Genomic DNA, 18,430 nt, shown 5'->3' on the forward strand with positions numbered 1-18,430 from the left:
GTGCCGGTCAAATGCCTCAACCCGAGCCATCTCAAGAAGATATGCAAGAAAATCCAATTCGTTATGAGATGCCAGATCTCTCAGCTCCCGGCATATCTGGGCACAGTAGCGCGCGGCTTCGGAGCGGTCCTTGTGGGATTCGATCGGCATTTTGTGACCCGGTGATTGGCCGATTTTGACGGCTGGCGGAAGTTGTACAACCTTTGGTTTTCTACAATCATACTACACGTTAAAAACAATTGGTTGCAAGGCAGCCATTTGACTTTCGGTTGCCGCCGGCGGGGCAGGTGACGACGTCCCGCGCCCCTCGTCCCTGTCCGGCGGGAGGCTTCGTCCGGTCCCAATCCGCTCGCGTGCGCCGGGGTCCCGCGTCTCGTTCCGCACCTCCGGGAACCGGAATTGCTGCCCTCTCCAGGTGTCCCCTGCACGATGATCGGCCGCCGGTGCGTCCCGCAGCCCTTGACCAGCCTTGCGGGAAAGGTCATTTGACAGCGGCCATGCAATTGGGGGATCGTCCCGCGTCAGTCGCGCATGCTGGTCAAAGTTGTACCGCCGCTCCGCCGGAGCGGAGCGCCCGTATTCCTGTTTGGGGTCTCATGAATATCGTCATCGTGGAATCGCCGGCCAAGGCCAAGACAATCAACAAGTATCTTGGCTCGGACTATCAGGTCCTCGCCTCCTATGGCCATGTCCGCGACCTCCCCGCCAAGGACGGATCCGTCCTCCCGGACGACGACTTCGCCATGACCTGGGACGTGGACGCCAAGTCCCAGAAGCGCCTCAACGACATCGTCCGCGCCGTGAAAGGCGCCGACCGGCTCATCCTCGCCACTGACCCGGACCGGGAAGGCGAAGCCATTTCGTGGCACGTGCTTGAAGTGCTCCGGCAGAAGAAGGCGCTGAAGGACATGCCGGTCCAGCGCGTCGTCTTCAATGCGATCACCAAGAAGTCGGTGCTCGATGCGATGGCCAACCCGCGCGACATCGACGAGCCGCTCGTCGATGCCTATCTGGCGCGCCGCGCGCTCGATTATCTCGTCGGCTTCACCCTGTCGCCGGTCCTCTGGCGCAAGCTGCCGGGTGCCCGCTCCGCCGGGCGCGTCCAGTCGGTGGCGCTGCGTCTTGTCTGCGACCGGGAAGCGGAAATCGAGCGCTTCGTGCGGCAGGAATACTGGTCTGTCCTTGCCAACCTGCAGACCTTTGCCGGCGTCGCCTTCCAGGCGCGCATCGCGACCTTCGAAGGCAAGAAGCTCGGCCGCCTCGACATCGCCAACGAGGCGGAGGCGGACAAGATCGCCTCGGTCCTGCGCGCCGCGACACTGACCGTCGCCAATGTCGAGTCCAAGCCGCAACGCCGCCATCCGGCGGCTCCCTTCACCACCTCCACGCTGCAGCAGGAGGCCTCGCGCAAATACGGGTTCGCCGCCGCCCGCACCATGCAGGTTGCGCAGAAGCTCTATGAGGGTGCTGATATCGGCGGCGAGACCGTCGGCCTCATTACCTATATGCGAACCGACGGCGTGCAGATCGCCGGCGAGGCCATCGCCTCCGCCCGCAACGTGATCGGCAAGGATTACGGTCCCGAATACGTCCCGGAAAAGCCTCGCCACTACTCCTCCAAGGCGAAGAACGCCCAGGAGGCGCACGAGGCCATCCGTCCGACGGAACTGACCCGGCGCCCGCGCGACGTTGCCCGCTATCTCGACCCGGACGCGGCCCGCCTTTACGAACTGATCTGGAAGCGGACCATCGCCTCGCAGATGGAATCCGCCGTTCTGGAACGGACCACCGCCGACATTGACGCCAAGGCGCCGTCCGGCGCGGCCGTCCTGCGCGCCACCGGCCAGGTGGTCCGCTTCGACGGCTTCCTGTCGCTCTACCAGGAAGGCCGCGACGACGAGGAGGACGAGGACAGCCGCAGGCTTCCGGCAATGGCCGCGGGCGAGGCCGTCAGCCGGCAGTCGGTCGAGACCGCGCAGCATTTCACCGAGCCCCCTGCCCGCTTCACCGAGGCAACGCTCGTCAAGAAGATGGAAGAGCTCGGCATTGGCCGGCCCTCGACCTATGCCTCGACGCTGCAGACCCTGCGCGACCGCGAATACGTCAATCTAGACGGCAAGCGCCTCGTCCCCGAGGACAAGGGGCGCCTTGTGACCGCGTTCCTGGAGAGCTTCTTCGACCGCTATGTAGAGTTCGACTTCACCGCCGCGCTTGAGGAGAAACTCGACCGCATCTCGGCCGGCGAATTGTCCTGGAAGGATGTCTTGCGCGATTTCTGGAAGGAATTCTCCAACACCGTGCACGAGATCAAGGATCTGCGGGTATCGGAGGTGCTGGAGGCGCTCAACGAGATGCTCGCCGCCCACGTCTTCCCGGACGCCGGCAATGGCGAGGATCCGCGCAAGTGTCCCGCATGCGGCAGCGGTCGCCTGTCGCTGAAGGTCAGCCGCTTCGGCGCCTTCGTGGGGTGCTCCCACTACGACAAGGAAAAGCTCGAGGGCAAGGTTCCCAACGAGAACCCTCCCCATTGCGGATACACGAGGCAATTGTCTGCCGGCAACGGCGACGGCGACACCGAGATCGCCGACGGCCCGAAGCTGCTTGGCCAGGACCCGGAAACCGGTCTCGACGTCACGCTTCGCTCCGGCCGGTTCGGCCCCTATGTGCAGCTCGGCGAGGAAGCCAAGCCCAAGCGCTCGTCTCTGCCGCGCGGCTGGCAGGCCTCGGAGATGGATCTCGACAAGGCCCTCCAGCTCCTCTCCCTGCCCCGTGAGGTCGGCCCGCATCCCGAAGACGGCAAGATGATCTCCGCCGGCATCGGGCGCTACGGTCCCTTCGTCCTGCACGAAGGCACCTATGCCAACCTGGAAAGCGCCGAGGAAGTGTTCTCCGTCGGCATCAACCGTGCTGTCGATGCTCTCGCCGAAAAGCGTGCCAAGGGCGCGCGCGGCCGCGCGACCGCGGCCCCGCTGAAGGAGCTTGGCGAGCATCCCGATGGCGGCGCGATGACCGTCCAGGACGGACGCTACGGCCCTTACGTGAAATGGGCGAAGATCAACGCCACCTTGCCCAAGGGCAAGGACCCGCTCACCATCACGGTTGAGGAAGCGGTCGAGCTGGTCAACGCCAAGGCGGCAAAATCCGGCAAGGCCCCCGCGAAAAAGGCCCCCGCCAAAAAGGCTGCCGCCAAGAAACCGGCAGCCAAGAAGGCGCCTGCGAAGAAGCCGGCGGCCAAGAAGACCGCGTCGAAAAAGACGGCCGCCGCCAAGGATGATGGCTCTTGAGCACAAAGGGTCCCAAGCGACCGCCCGCAGCGAAAAAGGGCGCCAAGGCAAAAGGCAGCGCCGAACTTCCCGGCCGCGACGAGATCATGGCCTTTGTCGCCGCAAATCCGGCGATGGCGGGCAAGCGCGAGATCGCCCGTCATTTCGGCATCACCGGCGGCGCCCGCATCTACCTGAAGCGCCTGCTGCGCGAGATGGCTGACGACGGCCTGCTGGAAAAGCGCCAGAAGAAGCTGGCCCGCCCCGGCGACCTGCCGCCCGTGCTCGTCGTGCATGTGAGTGCCCGCGACGCGGACGGCGAATTGCTGGCCGAACCGGCCAGTTGGGACGCGGAGGAGCACGGCGCACCGCCGAAGATCCTCGTGGTTCCCGATCGCAAGCGCTCTGAAACGCGCGCGCCCGGCCTTGGCGACCGCCTGCTGATCCGGCTGTCCTCCGACGACCCGGGCGCGGAAGCAACCCGGGCGGGACGCGTCGTGAAGCTGCTCGAGCGGCAGGCAGCGAGCGTGCTGGGCATCCTGCGGCAATCCGGACCCCGGACCTTCCTGGAACCGATCGACCGGCGCCAGAAGGAAATGGACATCGACACGAGCGACCTGAAGGACGCCGTCGACGGCGACCTCGTCTCGGTCGCCATCGCCCGTTCCGGCCGCTATGGCGCGCCCCGCGGGCGGATCGACAAGCGCATCGGTGCGATGCATTCGGAAATGGCGGTCTCGGAAATCGCGCTGCACACGCATGGTATTCCGCACAGCTTTCCCGACCGTGTGATCGAGGCAGCGGAAAGCGCCAGGGCAGCGACGCTGAAAGGCCGCGAAGACTGGCGCAAACTGCCCCTGATCACGATCGACCCGGCCGACGCCAAGGACCATGACGACGCCGTCCATGCGGAACCCGACACGGATCCGGCCAATCCGGACGGCCATGTCGCGACCGTCGCCATCGCCGATGTCGCCTATTACGTGCGTCCGGGAGAGCCGCTCGACCGGGAGGCCCACCTGCGCGGCAATTCGGTCTACTTCCCCGATCGCGTCATCCCGATGCTGCCGGAAGCGCTGTCGAACGGCCTGTGCTCGCTCAAGGAAGGCGAGGACCGGCCGGCCATGGCCGTGCGCATGGTCTTCGATGCCAAGGGCAACAAGCTGCGCCACAGTTTCCACCGGGTGATGATGCGCTCGGCGGTGAAACTGTCGTACCAGCAGGCGCAAGCCGCCATCGACGGCAGCTCCAGCGACGTCTCCCAGGCCGTCCTGGAGGACATTCTCAAGCCGCTCTGGGCCGCCTATGACTGCCTCAAGCGCGGACGGCAGGCCCGCGAGCCGCTCGATCTGGACCTGCCCGAGCGCAAGATCCGGCTGAAATCCGATGGCACCGTCGAGGATGTCTACACGCCGGAACGCCTCGATGCGCACAAGCTGATCGAGGAATTCATGATCCAGGCCAATGTCGCGGCGGCGGAGACCCTGGAAAAGGCCGGCGTGCCATTGCTGTACCGGGTACACGATGCCTCCAGCCCGGAAAAACTCGAAGCGCTCAAGGAATTCCTGTCGACGCTGGGTGTCCGGCTCGCCGCCAGCGGCGGGTTGCGTCCCGCCGCCTTCAACACGATCCTGCACAAGGTCGAGGGCACGCCCGAGGCGGAACTCGTCAACCAGGTGATCCTGCGCAGCCAGGCCCAGGCCGAGTATTCACCGGAGAATATCGGCCATTTCGGCCTCAACCTGCGCCGCTACGCGCATTTCACCTCGCCGATCCGCCGCTATGCCGATCTCATCGTCCATCGCGGCCTGATCCGAGCGCTGAAGATCGGCGATGACGGCCTTCCCGATGGCATGGAAGCAAAGCTGGAGGCGATCGGCGCGGATGTGTCGACCGCGGAGCGCCGCGCCATGCTGGCCGAGCGCGACACCGTCGACCGGCTGATCGCGCTGTGGCTCGCCGACCAGGTGGGCGCCCGCTTCACCGGCCGTATCTCCGGTGTCGTGAAGTCCGGCCTCTTCGTGCGGCTCGACGACACCGGCGCCGACGGCTTCGTGCCCGCTTCGACCATCGGCGACGATTATTACCATTACGACGAATCGTCGCATTCGATGAGCGGCCGAACCACAGGCGAAACCTTCGCTTTGGGCGACCGCGTCGAGGTGCGACTGGTCGAAGCGGCCCCCTATGCGGGCGCGCTGCGGTTTGAACTTTTGAGCGAAGGTCACTATCACAAGCGAAAGAGTGCGCGCGAGCGCACGATCTCGCGCAACCGCAAGCACGCACGCGGCGGTGGCGCCGGCCGTGCCGGAAAGACCGGCGGCCCCCCGAAAGGACGGCGCAAATGACTGTGACCTACGCTGGTACCGCCGGCATCGGCGGCCCCGCCACCCCTGCCACCGTGGCCGCCAAGCCCCGGCGCGACGTCGCCCGTGCGATGTTGCTCGGCGCCAAGGGCCTGTGCCCCAACTGCGGCACCGGCCGCCTTTACGGCAAGTATCTGAAGGTCGAGCCGGTCTGCGCGTCCTGCGGCGAGGAACTTCACCACCATCGCGCCGACGATGCCCCGCCCTATTGCACGATCTTCGTTGTCGGACATGTGGTGCTGCCGATCGCGCTGGCCGTCGAGGTGATGATGGTGCCCCCCATGTGGGTCCATCTGGTGCTCTGGCTGCCACTCATCGTCGCGATGACGCTCTTTTGCCTGCCGCCGATCAAGGGCGCGCTTATCGGCCTGCAATGGGCCAACTACATGCACGGTTTCGACCCCAACGCGATCGGCGACGACGAACCGGGGATCGATTTCGGCGGAGATGGCACACGCGCATGAGCGAGAACCTCGTGCAACGCCTGTCCCAGGCCGAGCGTCACATGAACAACCCGAACCTGCGGCCGAAGGATGCGGCGACACTGCTGGTTCTCGACCGGAGCGATGGCGGCAGCCCGCGCGTCCTGATGGGACGCCGTCACATGCGCCACCGCTTCATGCCGGGCATGTTCGTGTTTCCCGGCGGCCGGGTCGATCCGGCCGACAGCCGCATTCCGGTAACCGGCAGCTATCACCCGGAAGTGGCGCGCAAACTCACGCACGCCATGAAGACGCCCAGGACCGAGGCCCGGGCGCGGGCCTTCACGGTGGCGGCGGTGCGCGAGACCTACGAGGAAGCCGGCCTGCTGGTCGGAACCCCGAGCGATCTCGCCTGGCAGGGCAAGGACGACATGGCGGCGTTTTCCGAACGCCGCCTGCTGCCCGACCTGACACCGATCCGCCTGATCGCGCGGGCCATCACCCCGCCCCGCCGGCCACGCCGCTTCGACACCCGCTTCCTCGCTGTCTTCGCAGACGCCATCGCCGACCGCCTACCCTCCGGAACCGGCCCTTCCGGCGAGCTGGAGGACGTCCACTGGCTGTCGCTCGATGATGCGAAGGCACTGGAACTGCCGACCATCACACTGACGATCATCGAGGAATTGCAGGCGCGCCTGGCGGTCGATCCGGATCTCGACCCGGCAACACCGGTGCCCTATTACTACTGGCGCGGCTCGGGATTCGTTCGCGAGGAAATCTGACGCCGAATGAGCGCGACGGGCCAGCCTTCCCGCTTGACTTTGGGCGCGCGAAACGTATGGTGCGCGCTCAGTTTCCAAGGAATACCCGGTGGAGCGTCTTCTCCGAATCTGACGGAGCCTCCGACGTACGGCCGGACACCAGTGCAAGGACAAGAACGATGGCCAAGGCCAACACCATCAAGATCAAGCTGCTGTCGACGGCCGACACAGGCTTCTTCTACGTGACGAAGAAGAACTCCCGCACGATGACCGAGAAGATGGTCAAGCGGAAGTACGACCCGGTCGCGAAGAAGCATGTCGAGTTCCGCGAAGCCAAGATCAAGTAAGATCTGGCTTCCAGACGACGACAGAGACAGAGGCTCCTTCGGGAGCCTTTTTCGATTCTGGTCGCCTGTTGCAGCCGGGGACGAGGACGCGGCGCCCTGTTCGCCCTGTCATGCATGACGGCAAGCAACAGGGCATGGCCGGTCGCGGCAGGTAATGCCTGACGGCAATGGCATTGGATTTCCTGGAAGAAAAGAGGCGATCGGCGTCCCTGCCGGGCTTACACGAGGAGGCCACTCCAACCCGCGGGACGCCGATCAAACCCACGGTGTCAGGAGATGCGGCGGACCTGAACTTTCCGTGGGAACCTGCCCGGATTGGCCGCTGACGCAGCGCGCTTCCGGGTCGCACGATGATGTTCCGGAGCGAAACATCGCCGTTCTTTCAACGGCAGACTACCCAAAGCGCCTTTCGAATCAATAGACCGGCGCATTTTATTAAGAATTTATTTTCCTTTTATGTAAATGAATTCGGTTAACGGTCGAAATTCGTAACATTCTTGCTCGAACCGGCGCGCTCCCCGCCTGGTGCCGTCGCGACCGCTCCCCCGCCCGCCAGGTTTCCGGATAGCTGCCAGGGCACGCGTTCGAACCAGGACAGCCCCGATCCGGCAGGAGCGCGAGGCACAGAACGGGACTTTCTATCCGGTCAGCGTCTTCCGGCCGGCGTCGGGACGCGTCTCCGGCGACCGCGAGGCCGTGGCCTTGCGGTCCCGTGCCACCTTGTTGCGCCCCGAGCCCTTGGCCTCGTAAAGAGCCTGGTCGGCCCGCTTGATCATCGCCTCGCCATTGTCGTCCGGACCCGTGAACCCGGCGACACCGATGCTGACGGTCACCAGCATCTCGTCCTGCGAGGGCAGCGCGAACGCCTCCGTCTCGATCAGCCTGCGCAAACGCTCGGCAACCCCTTCCGCCGTGTCCAGCGTGGTTTCCGGCATCAGGATGACGAACTCCTCGCCTCCGTAGCGGCAGGCCATGTCGAGGCTGCGCGTGTGTGCGCGCAGGCGCCGCGCCACTTCACGGATCACCCTGTCACCGGCGTCATGCCCGTGGAGGTCGTTGATGCGCTTGAAGTGATCGATATCGATGACCATCACCGACAGCGGCAATTCCGCCTCGCGCGCCTGGCGGACGAGGCTGACGAGATGCGTCTCAAGGTAGCGCCGATTGCGCAGGCCGGTCAGCGGGTCGGTGATCGCCATCGCGATGGTCTGCTCGACATCGGCCGCCAACCGGTCGTTGCCCCGTTTGCGGGTGATCTGCGAACGCATCCGCAGCAGCAATTCGGTCCGCTCGACGGGGCGCAGGACATAGTCGTTCACGCCCAGTTCCAGCGCCCGCGTCGTGCGGGCGGTGTCATCGGGATCGGCCACCAGGACGATCGGCACCAGCCGCGTACGCTCCAGCGCGCGGAGTTGCGATACGAGCCGCAGGGCGTCATAGGACGCAAGGCCGAGATTGATCAGGATCGTGTCATAGGATTTTTCCGCCGCCGCGATCAGTCCCTGAGGCGCCGTGCCTTCCACATCGACGACATATTCGCGCCCAAGCGCCTCCACCAGCCGCGAGCTTGAGGTCGGCCGGTCGTCGACCAGCAGCAGCCGCGCCTCCTCCTCCCTCGCAGGATCGAAAGGTGTCGTCAGGCCGAGTTGCGAACCGGTCTGTGCCCTCAGCCGCAATTCGTCGGTGACGCGTTTCAGCGCCACCAGGTTCTTCACCCGTGCCACCAGGGTCACATCGTTGACCGGCTTGGTCAGGAACTCGTCGGCCCCGGCCCGCAGGCCCTTGATCCGGTCGTCTGTCCGGTCCAGCGCGGTGACCAGGATGACGGGAACATGGGCGCTGCGCGGATCGGACTTGATGCGGCGGCAGACCTCGAATCCATCGAGCCCCGGCATCATCACGTCGAGCAGGACAATGTCGCACGGCCAGGAGGCGATGAGCGCGAGCGCCTCCTCGCCATTGGCGGCGGAGCGGACATCGAAATACTCCGCTCCAAGCCGGGCTTCCAGAAGCCTGACATTCGCCTTGACGTCGTCGACGACGAGTATGCGCCCGCTCATGCCTCCGCCTGTCGGTCAGTCGCCCAGATAGGAACGAACGGTTTCGAGAAACTTCGCGACCGAAATCGGCTTGGAAATATAGGCCTCGCAGCCTCCCTGCCGGATTCGTTCCTCATCGCCCTTCATCGCGAAAGCGGTGACTGCGATGACCGGAATGGTCTTGAGGTCGTCGTCTTCCTTGATCCATTTCGTGACCTCAAGGCCCGACACTTCCGGCAACTGGATATCCATCAGGATCAGCTGCGGGCGATGTTCGCGCGCAAGCTCCAGCGCCTCCATGCCCGTGCGGGTCTGGAGCGTCTGGTAGCCATGCGCTTCCAGGAGGTCATGAAACAGCTTCATGTTGAGTTCGTTGTCCTCAACAATCAGCACGGTCTTAGCCATAATACTCGCCTTCGTCCCCGCGCCCGGGCCACCTGCGGCTCACGTGCCGGGCGAAGATGCGCCGGCATGGCGAGAGCGTGACTGGCGTCGGCCCCTTTCCCACGATAGGTACCATATATCGTAGACGTAATTCGTTTCGGAAAGGCAAACGCAAATGACGGAGCGGTACCCGGCCCGTTTTGGCGCGGATGAAGCGGAGGCGCTCGCAACCGACGCCCTCGGCTATCTCGCTGCGGACCTTGAGCATCTCGGCCGTTTCCTGGCGCTCGCCGGCATCGGCCCGGCGGAGCTGCGCGACGCGGCCAGGGAGCCCGGCTTCCTCGTCGGCGTGCTGGAATTCTACATGGCGCACGAATCGCTGCTGCTCTCTTTCTGCGAGGCGCGCGGCCTGCGCCCGACATCCATCGCCGCGGCCCGCTATGCGCTTGATGGCGGATCGGAAGGCCCCCTGGAATGAGCGAACCGACCCCCGTCAGGCCCCAGACCCTCGCCCAGATCCGCGAGCACGCGAGGCGCCATCCGGCGGATCCTGAACGTCCCCTCGTCATCTGCGATGTCGACGAGGTCGTGCTTCATTTCCTGGCGCCTTTCGAGGCGCATCTCGGCGAACAGGGATTCGCGTTCCTGTCGCATGAGTACAAGCTGACCGGCAACATCGCCGACACGGCCGGCCAGTTGCTCGACGGCACGGCCGTGCGGGCCCTGATCCAGGCCTTTTTCGACGACTGGGCGCCCCGGCAGCAACCGGTCGACGGCGCGGCCGAGGCGCTGCGTTCCCTGTCGGACAGGGCCGATATCGTCTTCCTGACCAATCTTCCCGGCGACTGGAACCGGGAACCGCGCATTGCCAACCTTGCCGGGCACGGCATGGAATACCCGCTTCTCACCAATTCCGGACCCAAGGGAGGCGCGGTCGCGGCCCTTGCCGCGGGGCGCCGCGCACCGGTGGTCTTCATCGACGACAGCGCCACCAACATCCTTTCGGTGCGCGACAGCCATGCAACGAGCACCCTCGTCCATTTCATCGCGGACCGACGCTTCTTCGCCGGCGCCGGGGAGATCGACGGCGTCGCGCTGAAGACCCATGACTGGCGCGACGCGGGCGCCTATATTCGCAACCGGATCGGCGCCTGACGGCAGGCGCCAGGGCGAAGGATGCGGGCATGACCGGCACGGGCATGCAGGGCGCGAAGGCAGCGGGCGACGACAGCGGTGCGGCTCCGCTGCGTGCGCTTTGCCGCGACTGCGGATCGCGCATGCCGGTCCTGACGCGGGCCGGCCGGCCGCGCTGCGCCGCCTGCGGCAGCCCCCGCGTGATTTCTCATCCGGAACTCGACAATCTCGTCATCGCCCATATCGACTGCGACGCCTTCTACGCCTCCGTCGAAAAGCGCGACAACCCGGATCTCCTCGACAAGCCGGTGATCATCGGCGGAGGGACCCGGGGCGTGGTCTCGACGTGTTGCTATATCGCCCGCATCCATGGCGTGCGGTCGGCCATGCCGATGTTCAAGGCCCGCGAAGCCTGCCCGGACGCCGTCATCATCAAGCCGGACATGGCGAAATACGTGCGGGTCGGCCGCGAGATACGCGAGCGCATGCGCACGCTGACACCGCTGGTGGAGCCGCTGTCGATCGACGAGGCGTTTCTCGACATGACCGGCACCGAGCGCCTGCACCATGCGCCGCCGGCCGAGACCCTCGCCCGCCTCGCCCGCGAGATCGAACGCGACATCGGCGTTACCGTGTCCATCGGACTTGCTCCCAACAAGTTCCTCGCCAAGATCGCCTCGGATCTCGACAAGCCGCGCGGCTTCTCGGTGATCGGGGCGCAGGAAGCCGCGCACTTCCTTGCCGGACAGCCGATCGGGCTGATCTGGGGTGTCGGCAAGGTTTTTCGGGAGAAGCTGGCCGCCGACGGGCTGAAGACCATCGGCCAGCTTCAGGAGATGGACGCCACAACCCTCGCCCGGCGCTACGGCACCATGGGCCTGCGCCTCGCCACCCTTGCCTGGGGCCGGGACGATCGCCGCGTTTCTCCGGACCGGGAGACGAAGAGCGTTTCCAGCGAAACCACCTTCAACACCGACATTTCCGACCCGGAGAAGCTGCGCGCCATCCTTCGCCGCCTGAGCGAGGAAGTGTCGGCGCGTCTGAAGGCTGCCGACCTGTCCGGCCGCACCGTGACGCTGAAGCTCAAGACCCCGGATTTCAAGACCGTCACCCGCTCGCGCAGCCTCGGCGATCCGACGCAACTGGCCGACCGCATCTTCCGTACCGGCGATGAACTGCTGCGCGCTGTCGCGGACGGGCGCCGCTTCCGCCTGATCGGTATCGGTGTTTCGGAACTCGCGGGCGCTGCGCAGGCCGATCCGGACGATCTCGTCGATCCGGCCGCCGGCCAGCGCGCCAGGGCGGAACGGGCCATCGACGCCCTGCGCTCGAAATTCGGCAAGCAGGCCGTCGAACTCGGCCTCACGCGCTCCGGCGACCCGCGCCGCCAGCGGGACGGCTGACGCGCCTCAATCCTTGCAGGGCGTCGCGTCGATTCGCGTCAGTTCCACCAGGTTTCCGCGCAGTTCGAAGTCGCCATAATCAAGAAGCAGCCTGCGGCTGATGCCGTTCTCGTAGAGCAGGAAGCTGAGCTGGTAGATCGGCATGCGCTCGCCGGTATGGTCGCTGGAGCCGTCGAAATAGGAGATCGTCACGGGCCAGTGCCGGTGTTCGCCAATCGTTTCGACCGCCTTGGGATCGTCCTTTTCCGCCGCACCCGGCCCGTCGCGCTGCGGCCCGATCACCGCCGTGGTCTCGTAGATCTTCTGCCCCGACTCCGATCCGTCGAAGATGTCGGCAACGAAGATCGGCTTGCCGTTGTTGGCGTTCTCGATCAGCCGCGTCAGGTGTTCGGTCGGGAACAGGGCGTCGCCGGGAAGCGTCACTTCCTCTTCGGCCGGCTTCTTGAGGTCCAGTTCGATGGCCGAGCTCTTGTGTTCGGCCCGTCCGTGCGTCTCCTCGCTGAGCTTCTGGTTGACGAAGGTCTTGGAAACGAACTGGAACGCCCTGCCGGCCGGTTCCTCGAAGGAACTCGTCTGCAGGTCGGTGACCCGCACGTTTCCACCCTCGTCCGCGACCTGTGTGACGAAGCGGAAAGACACGCTGTAGCCCTCACAAGGACCGCCGGTGAACTCGTAGACCATCCGCCCGCGAACACCGGAGATGCCCGCTGCCTGGGACGTGTCGGCAAGCGTCAGGTCGTAGATGGCCCGGTGCGGCTGCAGAGCCCCGCTTGCGCCGGCCGTCGCGACACCCGCACCCAGGACAACAGCAACCGCCATTCCGGCGATCGTCAACGCCCGCCCCTTGCGAATATGAACCATCAAATGCGTCTCCTTCGAAGCCTCGTCAAACAGTCTTGCCTATCCTGCGTCGCGCCACCAGCCCCATTCGCAGGCCGCAAACCGGGAGTTCGCTGGATCGTCCACGCCTTTCCGATCCGCCGTCCGGCGCGCCGGCTTGATGCAGCACGGGAATTGCGCCAATGTCGCGGCCGCAGTCGCAAAGGAGGACACGGATGTCGGGTAAGATCGAGGCACGCATTGCCGAACTGGGTGTAACGCTTCCGCAGGCAGCCGCACCGGCGGCCAACTACGTGCCCTTCGTGCGCACGGGCAACCAGCTCTTCGTCTCCGGACAGATTCCGATGGGCGCGAACGGCATCGAATACCAGGGCAAGCTCGGCGCCGGGGTCTCCATCGAGGACGGTCAGGCCGCGGCGCGCCTTTGCGCCATCAACCTGCTCGCCCAGGCGAAGGCCGCTCTCGGCGACCTCGACAAGATCGTCCGGCTCGTCAAGATCGTCGGCTTTGTCAATTCCGCTCCGGATTTCGGCGACCAGCCGAAAGTGATGAACGGCGCCTCCGACTTCCTCGTGGAAGCGCTCGGCGATGTCGGCCGTCATGCCCGCTCCGCCGTAGGCGTGGCCGGTCTCCCCTTCGGCGTCGCCGTCGAGGTCGAGGGGATCTTCGAGGTCGAATGAAACGCGTTCAGGCGGGCCGGTGGACCATGCGTGACATTTCCTGGCTGACGACCCGCCCGATCGCCCATCGCGGCTATCATGACGCTGCGAAGGGCTGCATCGAAAACAGCCCTTCGGCCATCACGGCAGCGATGGAGAAGTCATTCTCCATCGAGGTCGACCTGCAGCAAAGCGCCGATGACGTTCCCATCGTCTTCCACGACGACACGCTGGACCGGCTGACCTTCGAGACCGGTCCGGTTCGCGCCAGGACCGCGGACGAACTGTCGCGCGTCATGATGCGCGGCACAGACGACCGGCTGTGGCGGCTGGACGATCTCCTGGATCTTGTCGGTGACAGGGTCGGTCTCTGCATCGAGATCAAGTCGCGCTTCGGCCGCGCGCCGGAACGCGCCTTCATCAAGTCGATCGCCGACAGCCTCGCCCGCCATGACGGGCCCGTCGCCGTGAAGTCCTTCGACCCGGAAATGATGGCCCTGATGCGCGAGGCCGCGCCCGATATCCCGCGCGGCGCGCTTGGCGACGGCGCGCGGGACATGAAGGAATGGGGCCGCGCCAGTCGCGTCGAGCGCTTTGCGCTGCGCCACATGCTGCACAGCCTGAGGACCCGGCCGAGCTTCGTCTCCTACTGGGTCAAGGACCTTCCGGCGCTTGCCCCTTCGGTCCATCGCAGGCTGTTCGGCCTGCCGATCATCGCCTGGACAGTGCGCACGCCCGAGGACCTTGCAAGGGCCCGCGCCTTCGCCGACCAGATCGTCTTCGAGGGCTTCGATCCCGACGCGGCGACCGCATCGCGCTGACATCCGCCTTTGCAAGGCCGGTCATCGCGCCCTAAGTTCAGAACCGGTCTTTCATCCGCGTTCCCCCGCGCCTCCCCGCGCCGGACCGCGCGCAATGCCCGAGGTCTGTCCGAGTGACCGCATGCGATGACGAAACCCGCGAATTCCGCCTCAAGGCGATCGGCGGGCTCAGCCAGATCACGCGCGAGCAGTGGGACGCGATGGCCAATCCCGGCTGGCGTCTTTCCGATGCCGGAGCGCCTGTTCCTGCTCCTGAATCAGAACCGCAGGCGGTTGAATCGGAATCTCCGGAAAGGGAGTACAACCCTTTCATATCGCACGACTTCCTGTCGATCCTCGAGGAGAGCGGCTGCGTCGGACAGGCCGCCGGCTGGCTGCCCCAGCACCTCGTCCTGGAGGACCCGGACGGCAAGCCGGTCGCCGCCCTGCCCTGCTATTTGAAATCCCACTCGATGGGTGAATATGTCTTCGACCACGCCTGGGCCGACGCCTATGAGCGCGCCGGCGGGCACTATTATCCGAAACTCCAGTGTTCCGTGCCGTTCACGCCGGCGACCGGCCGCCGCTTCCTGACCTCGTCCGGCATCGACCGGAACGCCGCCATCTCGGCCCTGTCAGGGGGGCTGCGCGACCTCTGCCGGCTGCGGCAGGCCTCCTCCGCCCATATCACCTTCATGACGGAGGCCGAATGGGACGCAGCCGGCACCGAGGGCTATCTGCAGCGCCTCGACCAGCAGTTCCACTGGCACAATCGCGGCTATGCGGATTTCGACGGTTTCCTGGGCGATCTTGCCTCGCGCAAACGCAAGCAGATCCGCAAGGAGCGCCGCGAGGCGCTTCAATCCGGCATCGAGATCGAATGCCTGACGGGGGCAGACATTGGCGAGCACCACTGGGACGCCTTCCACGCCTTCTACGAGGACACCGGCGCCCGCAAATGGGGCCGCCCCTATCTCAACCGGCCCTTCTTCTCGCTGCTCGGCGAGCGGCTGGGCGAACGGGTACTCCTCGTGATGGCGCGGCGCGAAGGGCGCTATATCGCCGGCGCGCTCAACCTGATCGGCTCCCACGCCCTGTTCGGCCGCAACTGGGGGTGCCTCGAAGACCACCCCTTCCTGCATTTCGAGGTCTGTTACTATCAGGCCATCGACTTTGCCATCGCCCGGGGCCTTTCGCGCGTCGAGGCCGGCGCGCAAGGAGCGCACAAGCTTGCCCGCGGCTACCTTCCGGCGGTGACGCGCTCGGCCCACTACATCGCGCATCCGGGATTGCGTGACGCGGTCGCGGATTACCTCTCCCGTGAACGCCAGGCGGTCGAGCGGGAAAGCGCGGTGATCGCCGCCGAGTACACACCTTTCCGGAAGGGATGAAGGTCGGCTCGCAACCGATTCATCGGACTCGCGATTTCGCCGCCATTGAATCGATTTCCGAACCCGCCCATTCAGGCCGGCTCAGGCTGCGGAACAAGGTCTTGAATCGATTTCTCAACTTGAATCTGAATCAGAACTTGAACCGCGCCGCCGGCTGTGCTGCCAAGAAGAACGAAACGGACACCGCCCGCACGGGCGCATGAGGGGAGCCGGGAATGCCGATAGAAGCGACCGCCTATGACGACCAGAACGTGTTTGCGAAAATCCTGCGCGGCGAGCTTCCGGCGCACAAGGTGTACGAGGACGACAAGACCCTCGTCATCATGGACATCATGCCGCGCGGCGATGGTCATGTCCTGGTCGTTCCCAAGGCACCCTCGCGCAACATTTTCGACATCACGCATGACGACCTTTTCGCCGTCATGGCAACCGTTCAGAAGATGGCGCATGCCGTGGCCCGCGCCTTCGACGCCGACGGAACCACCATCCAGCAGTTTTCCGAAAGCGCCGGCGGTCAGGTCGTCTTCCACACGCATGTGCATGTGATTCCGCGCTTTGCCGGCGTTTCGCTGCGCCCGCATACCGGCGAGATGGCCGATCAGGCCGTGCTCGAGGCCAACGCGAAAAAAATCCGCGCCGCCCTCGCCTGAGCCTCGACCGGTTCAGCCTTGCCCGCCGCTGCCGGACCTGGCGGCGGCGGCTTCGTGTTCGGCGACAAGCCGGGCCTCGTCCTCGAAGATCTTCTGGAAGCTCGGCCGCGACGTGATGCGCTGCGCATATTCGGTGAAGACCGGCAGGTCCGGCACGATCTTGAACATCAGCGTCCAGCGCAGGGCCGAGCCCCACTGGATGTCGGCGATGGAAATCTCGTCGCCAAGCATGTAGGGCGCCTTGCCGAGCTGCTCGGCAAGGAGGTCCACCACCTGCTCGTACGTGCCATAGGGCGACTGAGGCGTGGGTTCGCGGTCGAAGGCCTTGTCGACCACCGCCGGTTCGAAGGACGACCCGTAGAAGACCATCCAGCGCAGATAGGCGCCACGGCGCGGATCATCGAGCCCCGGTGTCAGCCCGGCCTGCGGGAAAAGGTCCGCCACGTAAAGAGCGATGGCGGCCGACTCCGTCACGATCGTCTCGCCGTGGCGCAGTGCCGGCACCTTGCCCAGAGGGTTGATGGCGAGGAACTCGGGAGACTTCAGCTCGCCGGCGCGCATGTTCAGCACATGAAGGTCGTAAGGCGCGCCGAGCTCGTCGAGCAGCGCCCGGGTCGTGCTGGCCCGGCTTTGGGGGGTGTAATAAAGCGTCAGCTTGTCGTCGGACATTGTCGGTTTCCTCGTCGTCTTGAAGCGCGCCCTCGCGCCGTCGACACGGGTCCTATCAGCCCCCTCCTGACAGCCTTGTGTCAGCAGTCTTCGACGAGCAGCCGCGCTAGCCGATGCCGAGCAGCAGCCAGCCGCCGACCAGAACGACCTCGCCGACAGCAACCCCGACCACGACCTTCTGCCGCGAGGCGAAGAAGGCGGCAAACCCGCAGACGGCCGCCCCGATCCTGAGAGCCACGGGCGCATTGTCGAGCGCACCTGTCGGAAACAGGATCAGCTTGGCGATCACGCCGGCCACGAGGGCCGTGGCGACGCACCGCACGAAGACCATCACCTCGCTGTCCTCGCGCATCCGCCCGCTGGCGAAAACGCCCAGCCAGCGCCACACGTCGGTTGCAAGCCAACCGGCGACGAGGATCATCACATAGGGCCACCACCAGATATCGCCGGCACCGGTCATGAGAACCTCCGCCAGGCCCGCGTCACGCCATAGGCGATCGTGCCGCCGACAAGTCCGGTCCACAGAAGGTCGAGACCCGGCAGAAGCAGATGGAAGAGCGGGCCAAGCGCCAACCCTGCGATCATCGCCGCCTTGTCGGCCGCGGCGCGCGCCGCCCCCCACAAGGAACAGACGAAATAGACCGGCGTCAGCATGAACAGCGCCCCGGCCAGGAGCACCGGCATCCGTTCGACCAGGAGATAGGCAACGCCGGTCATGCAGAAGACGAAACCGGTCAGGCTGCCGCCAAAGCCGAGAAAGAACGGCAGCCGGGCCTCGCGCGGATAGTTTTCCAGATTGCGCATGGCAAAGACCCAGGCGGTCACCGCGACGAAATGCGAGGCGATCAGAAGATGCCATTTCCGCGTCTTGCCCTCGACGCGGATGATCGGCATCAACGCCATGGTCATCGGCATCAGGCGCACGGAAGCCAGCGCCACCGCAACGGCGGCGGGAAACAGCCCCATACCGGCCGAGATGGCCCCGGTCAGCACGACGATGCTCGGCAGCGCCCAGACAAGGCCCGCCATCGCCAGCGTCTCGCCGAGCGTCAGCCCGCTTTCGCGGGCCAGACCCGCATAACCGACAAAGGCGGCGGTCAGGATCAGCGCAGGGATGGAAACGGCTGCCCGCATGCCGCGCAGCGCCCAGACACGGGCGGAAACCGGGCCCTCCACCGCATCGGATGCGAGCGGGTCGGAAGGATCGGGCGCGGATGAATCAGGCGCGGACGGGGGCGTCGGCATGGGCAGGAAACCGGGATCGATGCGGCCGACTCAACACGTAAGCGGACCGCCTGAGGG

General features: G+C 65.6%; 19 protein-coding genes. 13 read left to right on the forward strand and 6 right to left on the reverse strand.

Annotated features, from left to right (window positions below; genetic code table 11):
• The first annotated feature begins 596 nt into the window (after positions 1 to 596).
• The 5 genes from topA to rpmG all read left to right on the forward strand — a co-directional run bounded on the left by topA (position 597) and on the right by rpmG (position 7,159).
• Entirely contained in the window at positions 597 to 3,284 is a 2,688-nt protein-coding gene (gene topA, locus ACN0T5_RS11975) for a type I DNA topoisomerase (protein WP_417768835.1), read from the forward strand.
• Between the two features lie 86 nt (positions 3,285 to 3,370).
• The gene (gene rnr, locus ACN0T5_RS11980; protein WP_417768866.1) at positions 3,371 to 5,611 is read left to right on the forward strand and encodes a ribonuclease R; all 2,241 of its coding nucleotides are present in this window, start codon (positions 3,371 to 3,373) and stop codon (positions 5,609 to 5,611) included.
• Entirely contained in the window at positions 5,608 to 6,093 is a 486-nt protein-coding gene (locus ACN0T5_RS11985; RefSeq protein WP_417768836.1) for a DUF983 domain-containing protein, read from the forward strand. Before rnr ends, ACN0T5_RS11985 begins: the two co-directional genes overlap by 4 nt.
• Entirely contained in the window at positions 6,090 to 6,833 is a 744-nt protein-coding gene (locus ACN0T5_RS11990; RefSeq protein WP_417768837.1) for an NUDIX hydrolase, read from the forward strand. Before ACN0T5_RS11985 ends, ACN0T5_RS11990 begins: the two co-directional genes overlap by 4 nt.
• Before the next feature lie 158 nt (positions 6,834 to 6,991).
• Positions 6,992 to 7,159, forward strand: coding sequence for a 50S ribosomal protein L33 (gene rpmG / locus ACN0T5_RS11995; RefSeq protein WP_306028395.1), 168 nt, complete (start codon positions 6,992 to 6,994; stop codon positions 7,157 to 7,159).
• Positions 7,160 to 7,797: 638 nt separating this feature from the next.
• Here rpmG and ACN0T5_RS12000 read toward each other — a convergent pair.
• Together ACN0T5_RS12000 and ACN0T5_RS12005 are read right to left on the reverse strand one after the other, a co-directional pair.
• Positions 7,798 to 9,219, reverse strand: coding sequence for a PleD family two-component system response regulator (locus ACN0T5_RS12000; protein WP_417768838.1), 1,422 nt, complete (start codon positions 9,217 to 9,219; stop codon positions 7,798 to 7,800).
• Positions 9,220 to 9,234: 15 nt separating this feature from the next.
• Positions 9,235 to 9,603 carry a response regulator gene (locus tag ACN0T5_RS12005; protein WP_067216017.1) on the reverse strand — a complete coding sequence of 123 codons (369 nt, stop codon included), beginning with the start codon at positions 9,601 to 9,603 and terminating at the stop codon, positions 9,235 to 9,237.
• Positions 9,604 to 9,757: 154 nt separating this feature from the next.
• On the opposite strand from ACN0T5_RS12005, the gene ACN0T5_RS12010 reads away from it, so the two are divergent.
• Genes ACN0T5_RS12010 through ACN0T5_RS12020 form a run of 3 tightly spaced genes read left to right on the forward strand, consistent with a single transcriptional unit; the run spans position 9,758 to position 12,119 of the window.
• Positions 9,758 to 10,060, forward strand: a complete 303-nt coding sequence (locus tag ACN0T5_RS12010) for a DUF3572 domain-containing protein (RefSeq protein ID WP_417768839.1) — start codon at positions 9,758 to 9,760, stop codon at positions 10,058 to 10,060.
• Positions 10,057 to 10,737, forward strand: a complete 681-nt coding sequence (locus ACN0T5_RS12015) for a hypothetical protein (protein WP_417768840.1) — start codon at positions 10,057 to 10,059, stop codon at positions 10,735 to 10,737. Before ACN0T5_RS12010 ends, ACN0T5_RS12015 begins: the two co-directional genes overlap by 4 nt.
• 29 nt (positions 10,738 to 10,766) lie before the next feature.
• Positions 10,767 to 12,119, forward strand: coding sequence for a DNA polymerase IV (locus ACN0T5_RS12020; RefSeq protein ID WP_417768841.1), 1,353 nt, complete (start codon positions 10,767 to 10,769; stop codon positions 12,117 to 12,119).
• 6 nt (positions 12,120 to 12,125) lie between these two features.
• Here the strand turns inward: ACN0T5_RS12020 and ACN0T5_RS12025 are convergent, their stop codons facing one another.
• Complete coding sequence (locus tag ACN0T5_RS12025) at positions 12,126 to 12,980, reverse strand: cell envelope integrity EipB family protein (protein WP_417768842.1); 855 nt, start codon at positions 12,978 to 12,980, stop codon at positions 12,126 to 12,128.
• 194 nt (positions 12,981 to 13,174) lie between these two features.
• Here ACN0T5_RS12025 and ACN0T5_RS12030 point away from each other — a divergent pair, with 194 nt between their 5' ends.
• From ACN0T5_RS12030 to ACN0T5_RS12050, 5 genes are all read left to right on the forward strand, one after another.
• Entirely contained in the window at positions 13,175 to 13,639 is a 465-nt protein-coding gene (locus ACN0T5_RS12030) for a RidA family protein (RefSeq protein ID WP_417768843.1), read from the forward strand.
• Positions 13,636 to 14,439: a glycerophosphodiester phosphodiesterase family protein gene (locus tag ACN0T5_RS12035; protein WP_417768844.1), complete on the forward strand. Its 804-nt coding sequence runs from the start codon at positions 13,636 to 13,638 to the stop codon at positions 14,437 to 14,439. Before ACN0T5_RS12030 ends, ACN0T5_RS12035 begins: the two co-directional genes overlap by 4 nt.
• A 113-nt stretch (positions 14,440 to 14,552) precedes the next feature.
• Positions 14,553 to 15,809, forward strand: coding sequence for a GNAT family N-acetyltransferase (locus ACN0T5_RS12040; protein WP_417768845.1), 1,257 nt, complete (start codon positions 14,553 to 14,555; stop codon positions 15,807 to 15,809).
• Positions 15,806 to 16,012: a hypothetical protein gene (locus ACN0T5_RS12045; RefSeq protein ID WP_417768846.1), complete on the forward strand. Its 207-nt coding sequence runs from the start codon at positions 15,806 to 15,808 to the stop codon at positions 16,010 to 16,012. Before ACN0T5_RS12040 ends, ACN0T5_RS12045 begins: the two co-directional genes overlap by 4 nt.
• 18 nt (positions 16,013 to 16,030) lie before the next feature.
• Complete coding sequence (locus ACN0T5_RS12050; RefSeq protein ID WP_417768867.1) at positions 16,031 to 16,459, forward strand: HIT family protein; 429 nt, start codon at positions 16,031 to 16,033, stop codon at positions 16,457 to 16,459.
• Positions 16,460 to 16,471: 12 nt separating this feature from the next.
• Here the strand turns inward: ACN0T5_RS12050 and ACN0T5_RS12055 are convergent, their stop codons facing one another.
• The 3 genes from ACN0T5_RS12055 to ACN0T5_RS12065 all read right to left on the reverse strand — a co-directional run bounded on the left by ACN0T5_RS12055 (position 16,472) and on the right by ACN0T5_RS12065 (position 18,373).
• Entirely contained in the window at positions 16,472 to 17,128 is a 657-nt protein-coding gene (locus ACN0T5_RS12055) for a glutathione S-transferase family protein (RefSeq protein ID WP_417768847.1), read from the reverse strand.
• Positions 17,129 to 17,234: 106 nt separating this feature from the next.
• The gene (locus ACN0T5_RS12060; RefSeq protein WP_417768848.1) at positions 17,235 to 17,588 is read right to left on the reverse strand and encodes an AzlD domain-containing protein; all 354 of its coding nucleotides are present in this window, start codon (positions 17,586 to 17,588) and stop codon (positions 17,235 to 17,237) included.
• The gene (locus tag ACN0T5_RS12065; RefSeq protein ID WP_417768849.1) at positions 17,585 to 18,373 is read right to left on the reverse strand and encodes an AzlC family ABC transporter permease; all 789 of its coding nucleotides are present in this window, start codon (positions 18,371 to 18,373) and stop codon (positions 17,585 to 17,587) included. Before ACN0T5_RS12065 ends, ACN0T5_RS12060 begins: the two co-directional genes overlap by 4 nt.
• Between the last annotated feature and the right edge of the window lie 57 nt (positions 18,374 to 18,430).

The organism is Stappia sp. (assembly GCF_048261845.1).
In the GTDB taxonomy this organism is placed as follows: Bacteria; Pseudomonadota; Alphaproteobacteria; order Rhizobiales; family Stappiaceae; genus Stappia.

Coding starts and splice junctions, on each gene's coding strand:
- ACN0T5_RS12035 (WP_417768844.1), top strand. CDS start 13,636: ATGAAACGCGTTCAGGCGGGCCGGTGGACCATGCGTGACATTTCCTGG.
- ACN0T5_RS11985 (WP_417768836.1), top strand. CDS start 5,608: ATGACTGTGACCTACGCTGGTACCGCCGGCATCGGCGGCCCCGCCACC.
- ACN0T5_RS12025 (WP_417768842.1), bottom strand. CDS start 12,980: ATGGTTCATATTCGCAAGGGGCGGGCGTTGACGATCGCCGGAATGGCG.
- ACN0T5_RS12055 (WP_417768847.1), bottom strand. CDS start 17,128: ATGTCCGACGACAAGCTGACGCTTTATTACACCCCCCAAAGCCGGGCC.
- ACN0T5_RS12000 (WP_417768838.1), bottom strand. CDS start 9,219: ATGAGCGGGCGCATACTCGTCGTCGACGACGTCAAGGCGAATGTCAGG.
- ACN0T5_RS12010 (WP_417768839.1), top strand. CDS start 9,758: ATGACGGAGCGGTACCCGGCCCGTTTTGGCGCGGATGAAGCGGAGGCG.
- rnr (WP_417768866.1), top strand. CDS start 3,371: ATGGCCTTTGTCGCCGCAAATCCGGCGATGGCGGGCAAGCGCGAGATC.
- ACN0T5_RS12030 (WP_417768843.1), top strand. CDS start 13,175: ATGTCGGGTAAGATCGAGGCACGCATTGCCGAACTGGGTGTAACGCTT.
- ACN0T5_RS12020 (WP_417768841.1), top strand. CDS start 10,767: ATGACCGGCACGGGCATGCAGGGCGCGAAGGCAGCGGGCGACGACAGC.
- ACN0T5_RS11990 (WP_417768837.1), top strand. CDS start 6,090: ATGAGCGAGAACCTCGTGCAACGCCTGTCCCAGGCCGAGCGTCACATG.
- ACN0T5_RS12005 (WP_067216017.1), bottom strand. CDS start 9,603: ATGGCTAAGACCGTGCTGATTGTTGAGGACAACGAACTCAACATGAAG.
- topA (WP_417768835.1), top strand. CDS start 597: ATGAATATCGTCATCGTGGAATCGCCGGCCAAGGCCAAGACAATCAAC.
- rpmG (WP_306028395.1), top strand. CDS start 6,992: ATGGCCAAGGCCAACACCATCAAGATCAAGCTGCTGTCGACGGCCGAC.
- ACN0T5_RS12015 (WP_417768840.1), top strand. CDS start 10,057: ATGAGCGAACCGACCCCCGTCAGGCCCCAGACCCTCGCCCAGATCCGC.
- ACN0T5_RS12065 (WP_417768849.1), bottom strand. CDS start 18,373: ATGCCGACGCCCCCGTCCGCGCCTGATTCATCCGCGCCCGATCCTTCC.
- ACN0T5_RS12045 (WP_417768846.1), top strand. CDS start 15,806: ATGAAGGTCGGCTCGCAACCGATTCATCGGACTCGCGATTTCGCCGCC.
- ACN0T5_RS12060 (WP_417768848.1), bottom strand. CDS start 17,588: ATGACCGGTGCCGGCGATATCTGGTGGTGGCCCTATGTGATGATCCTC.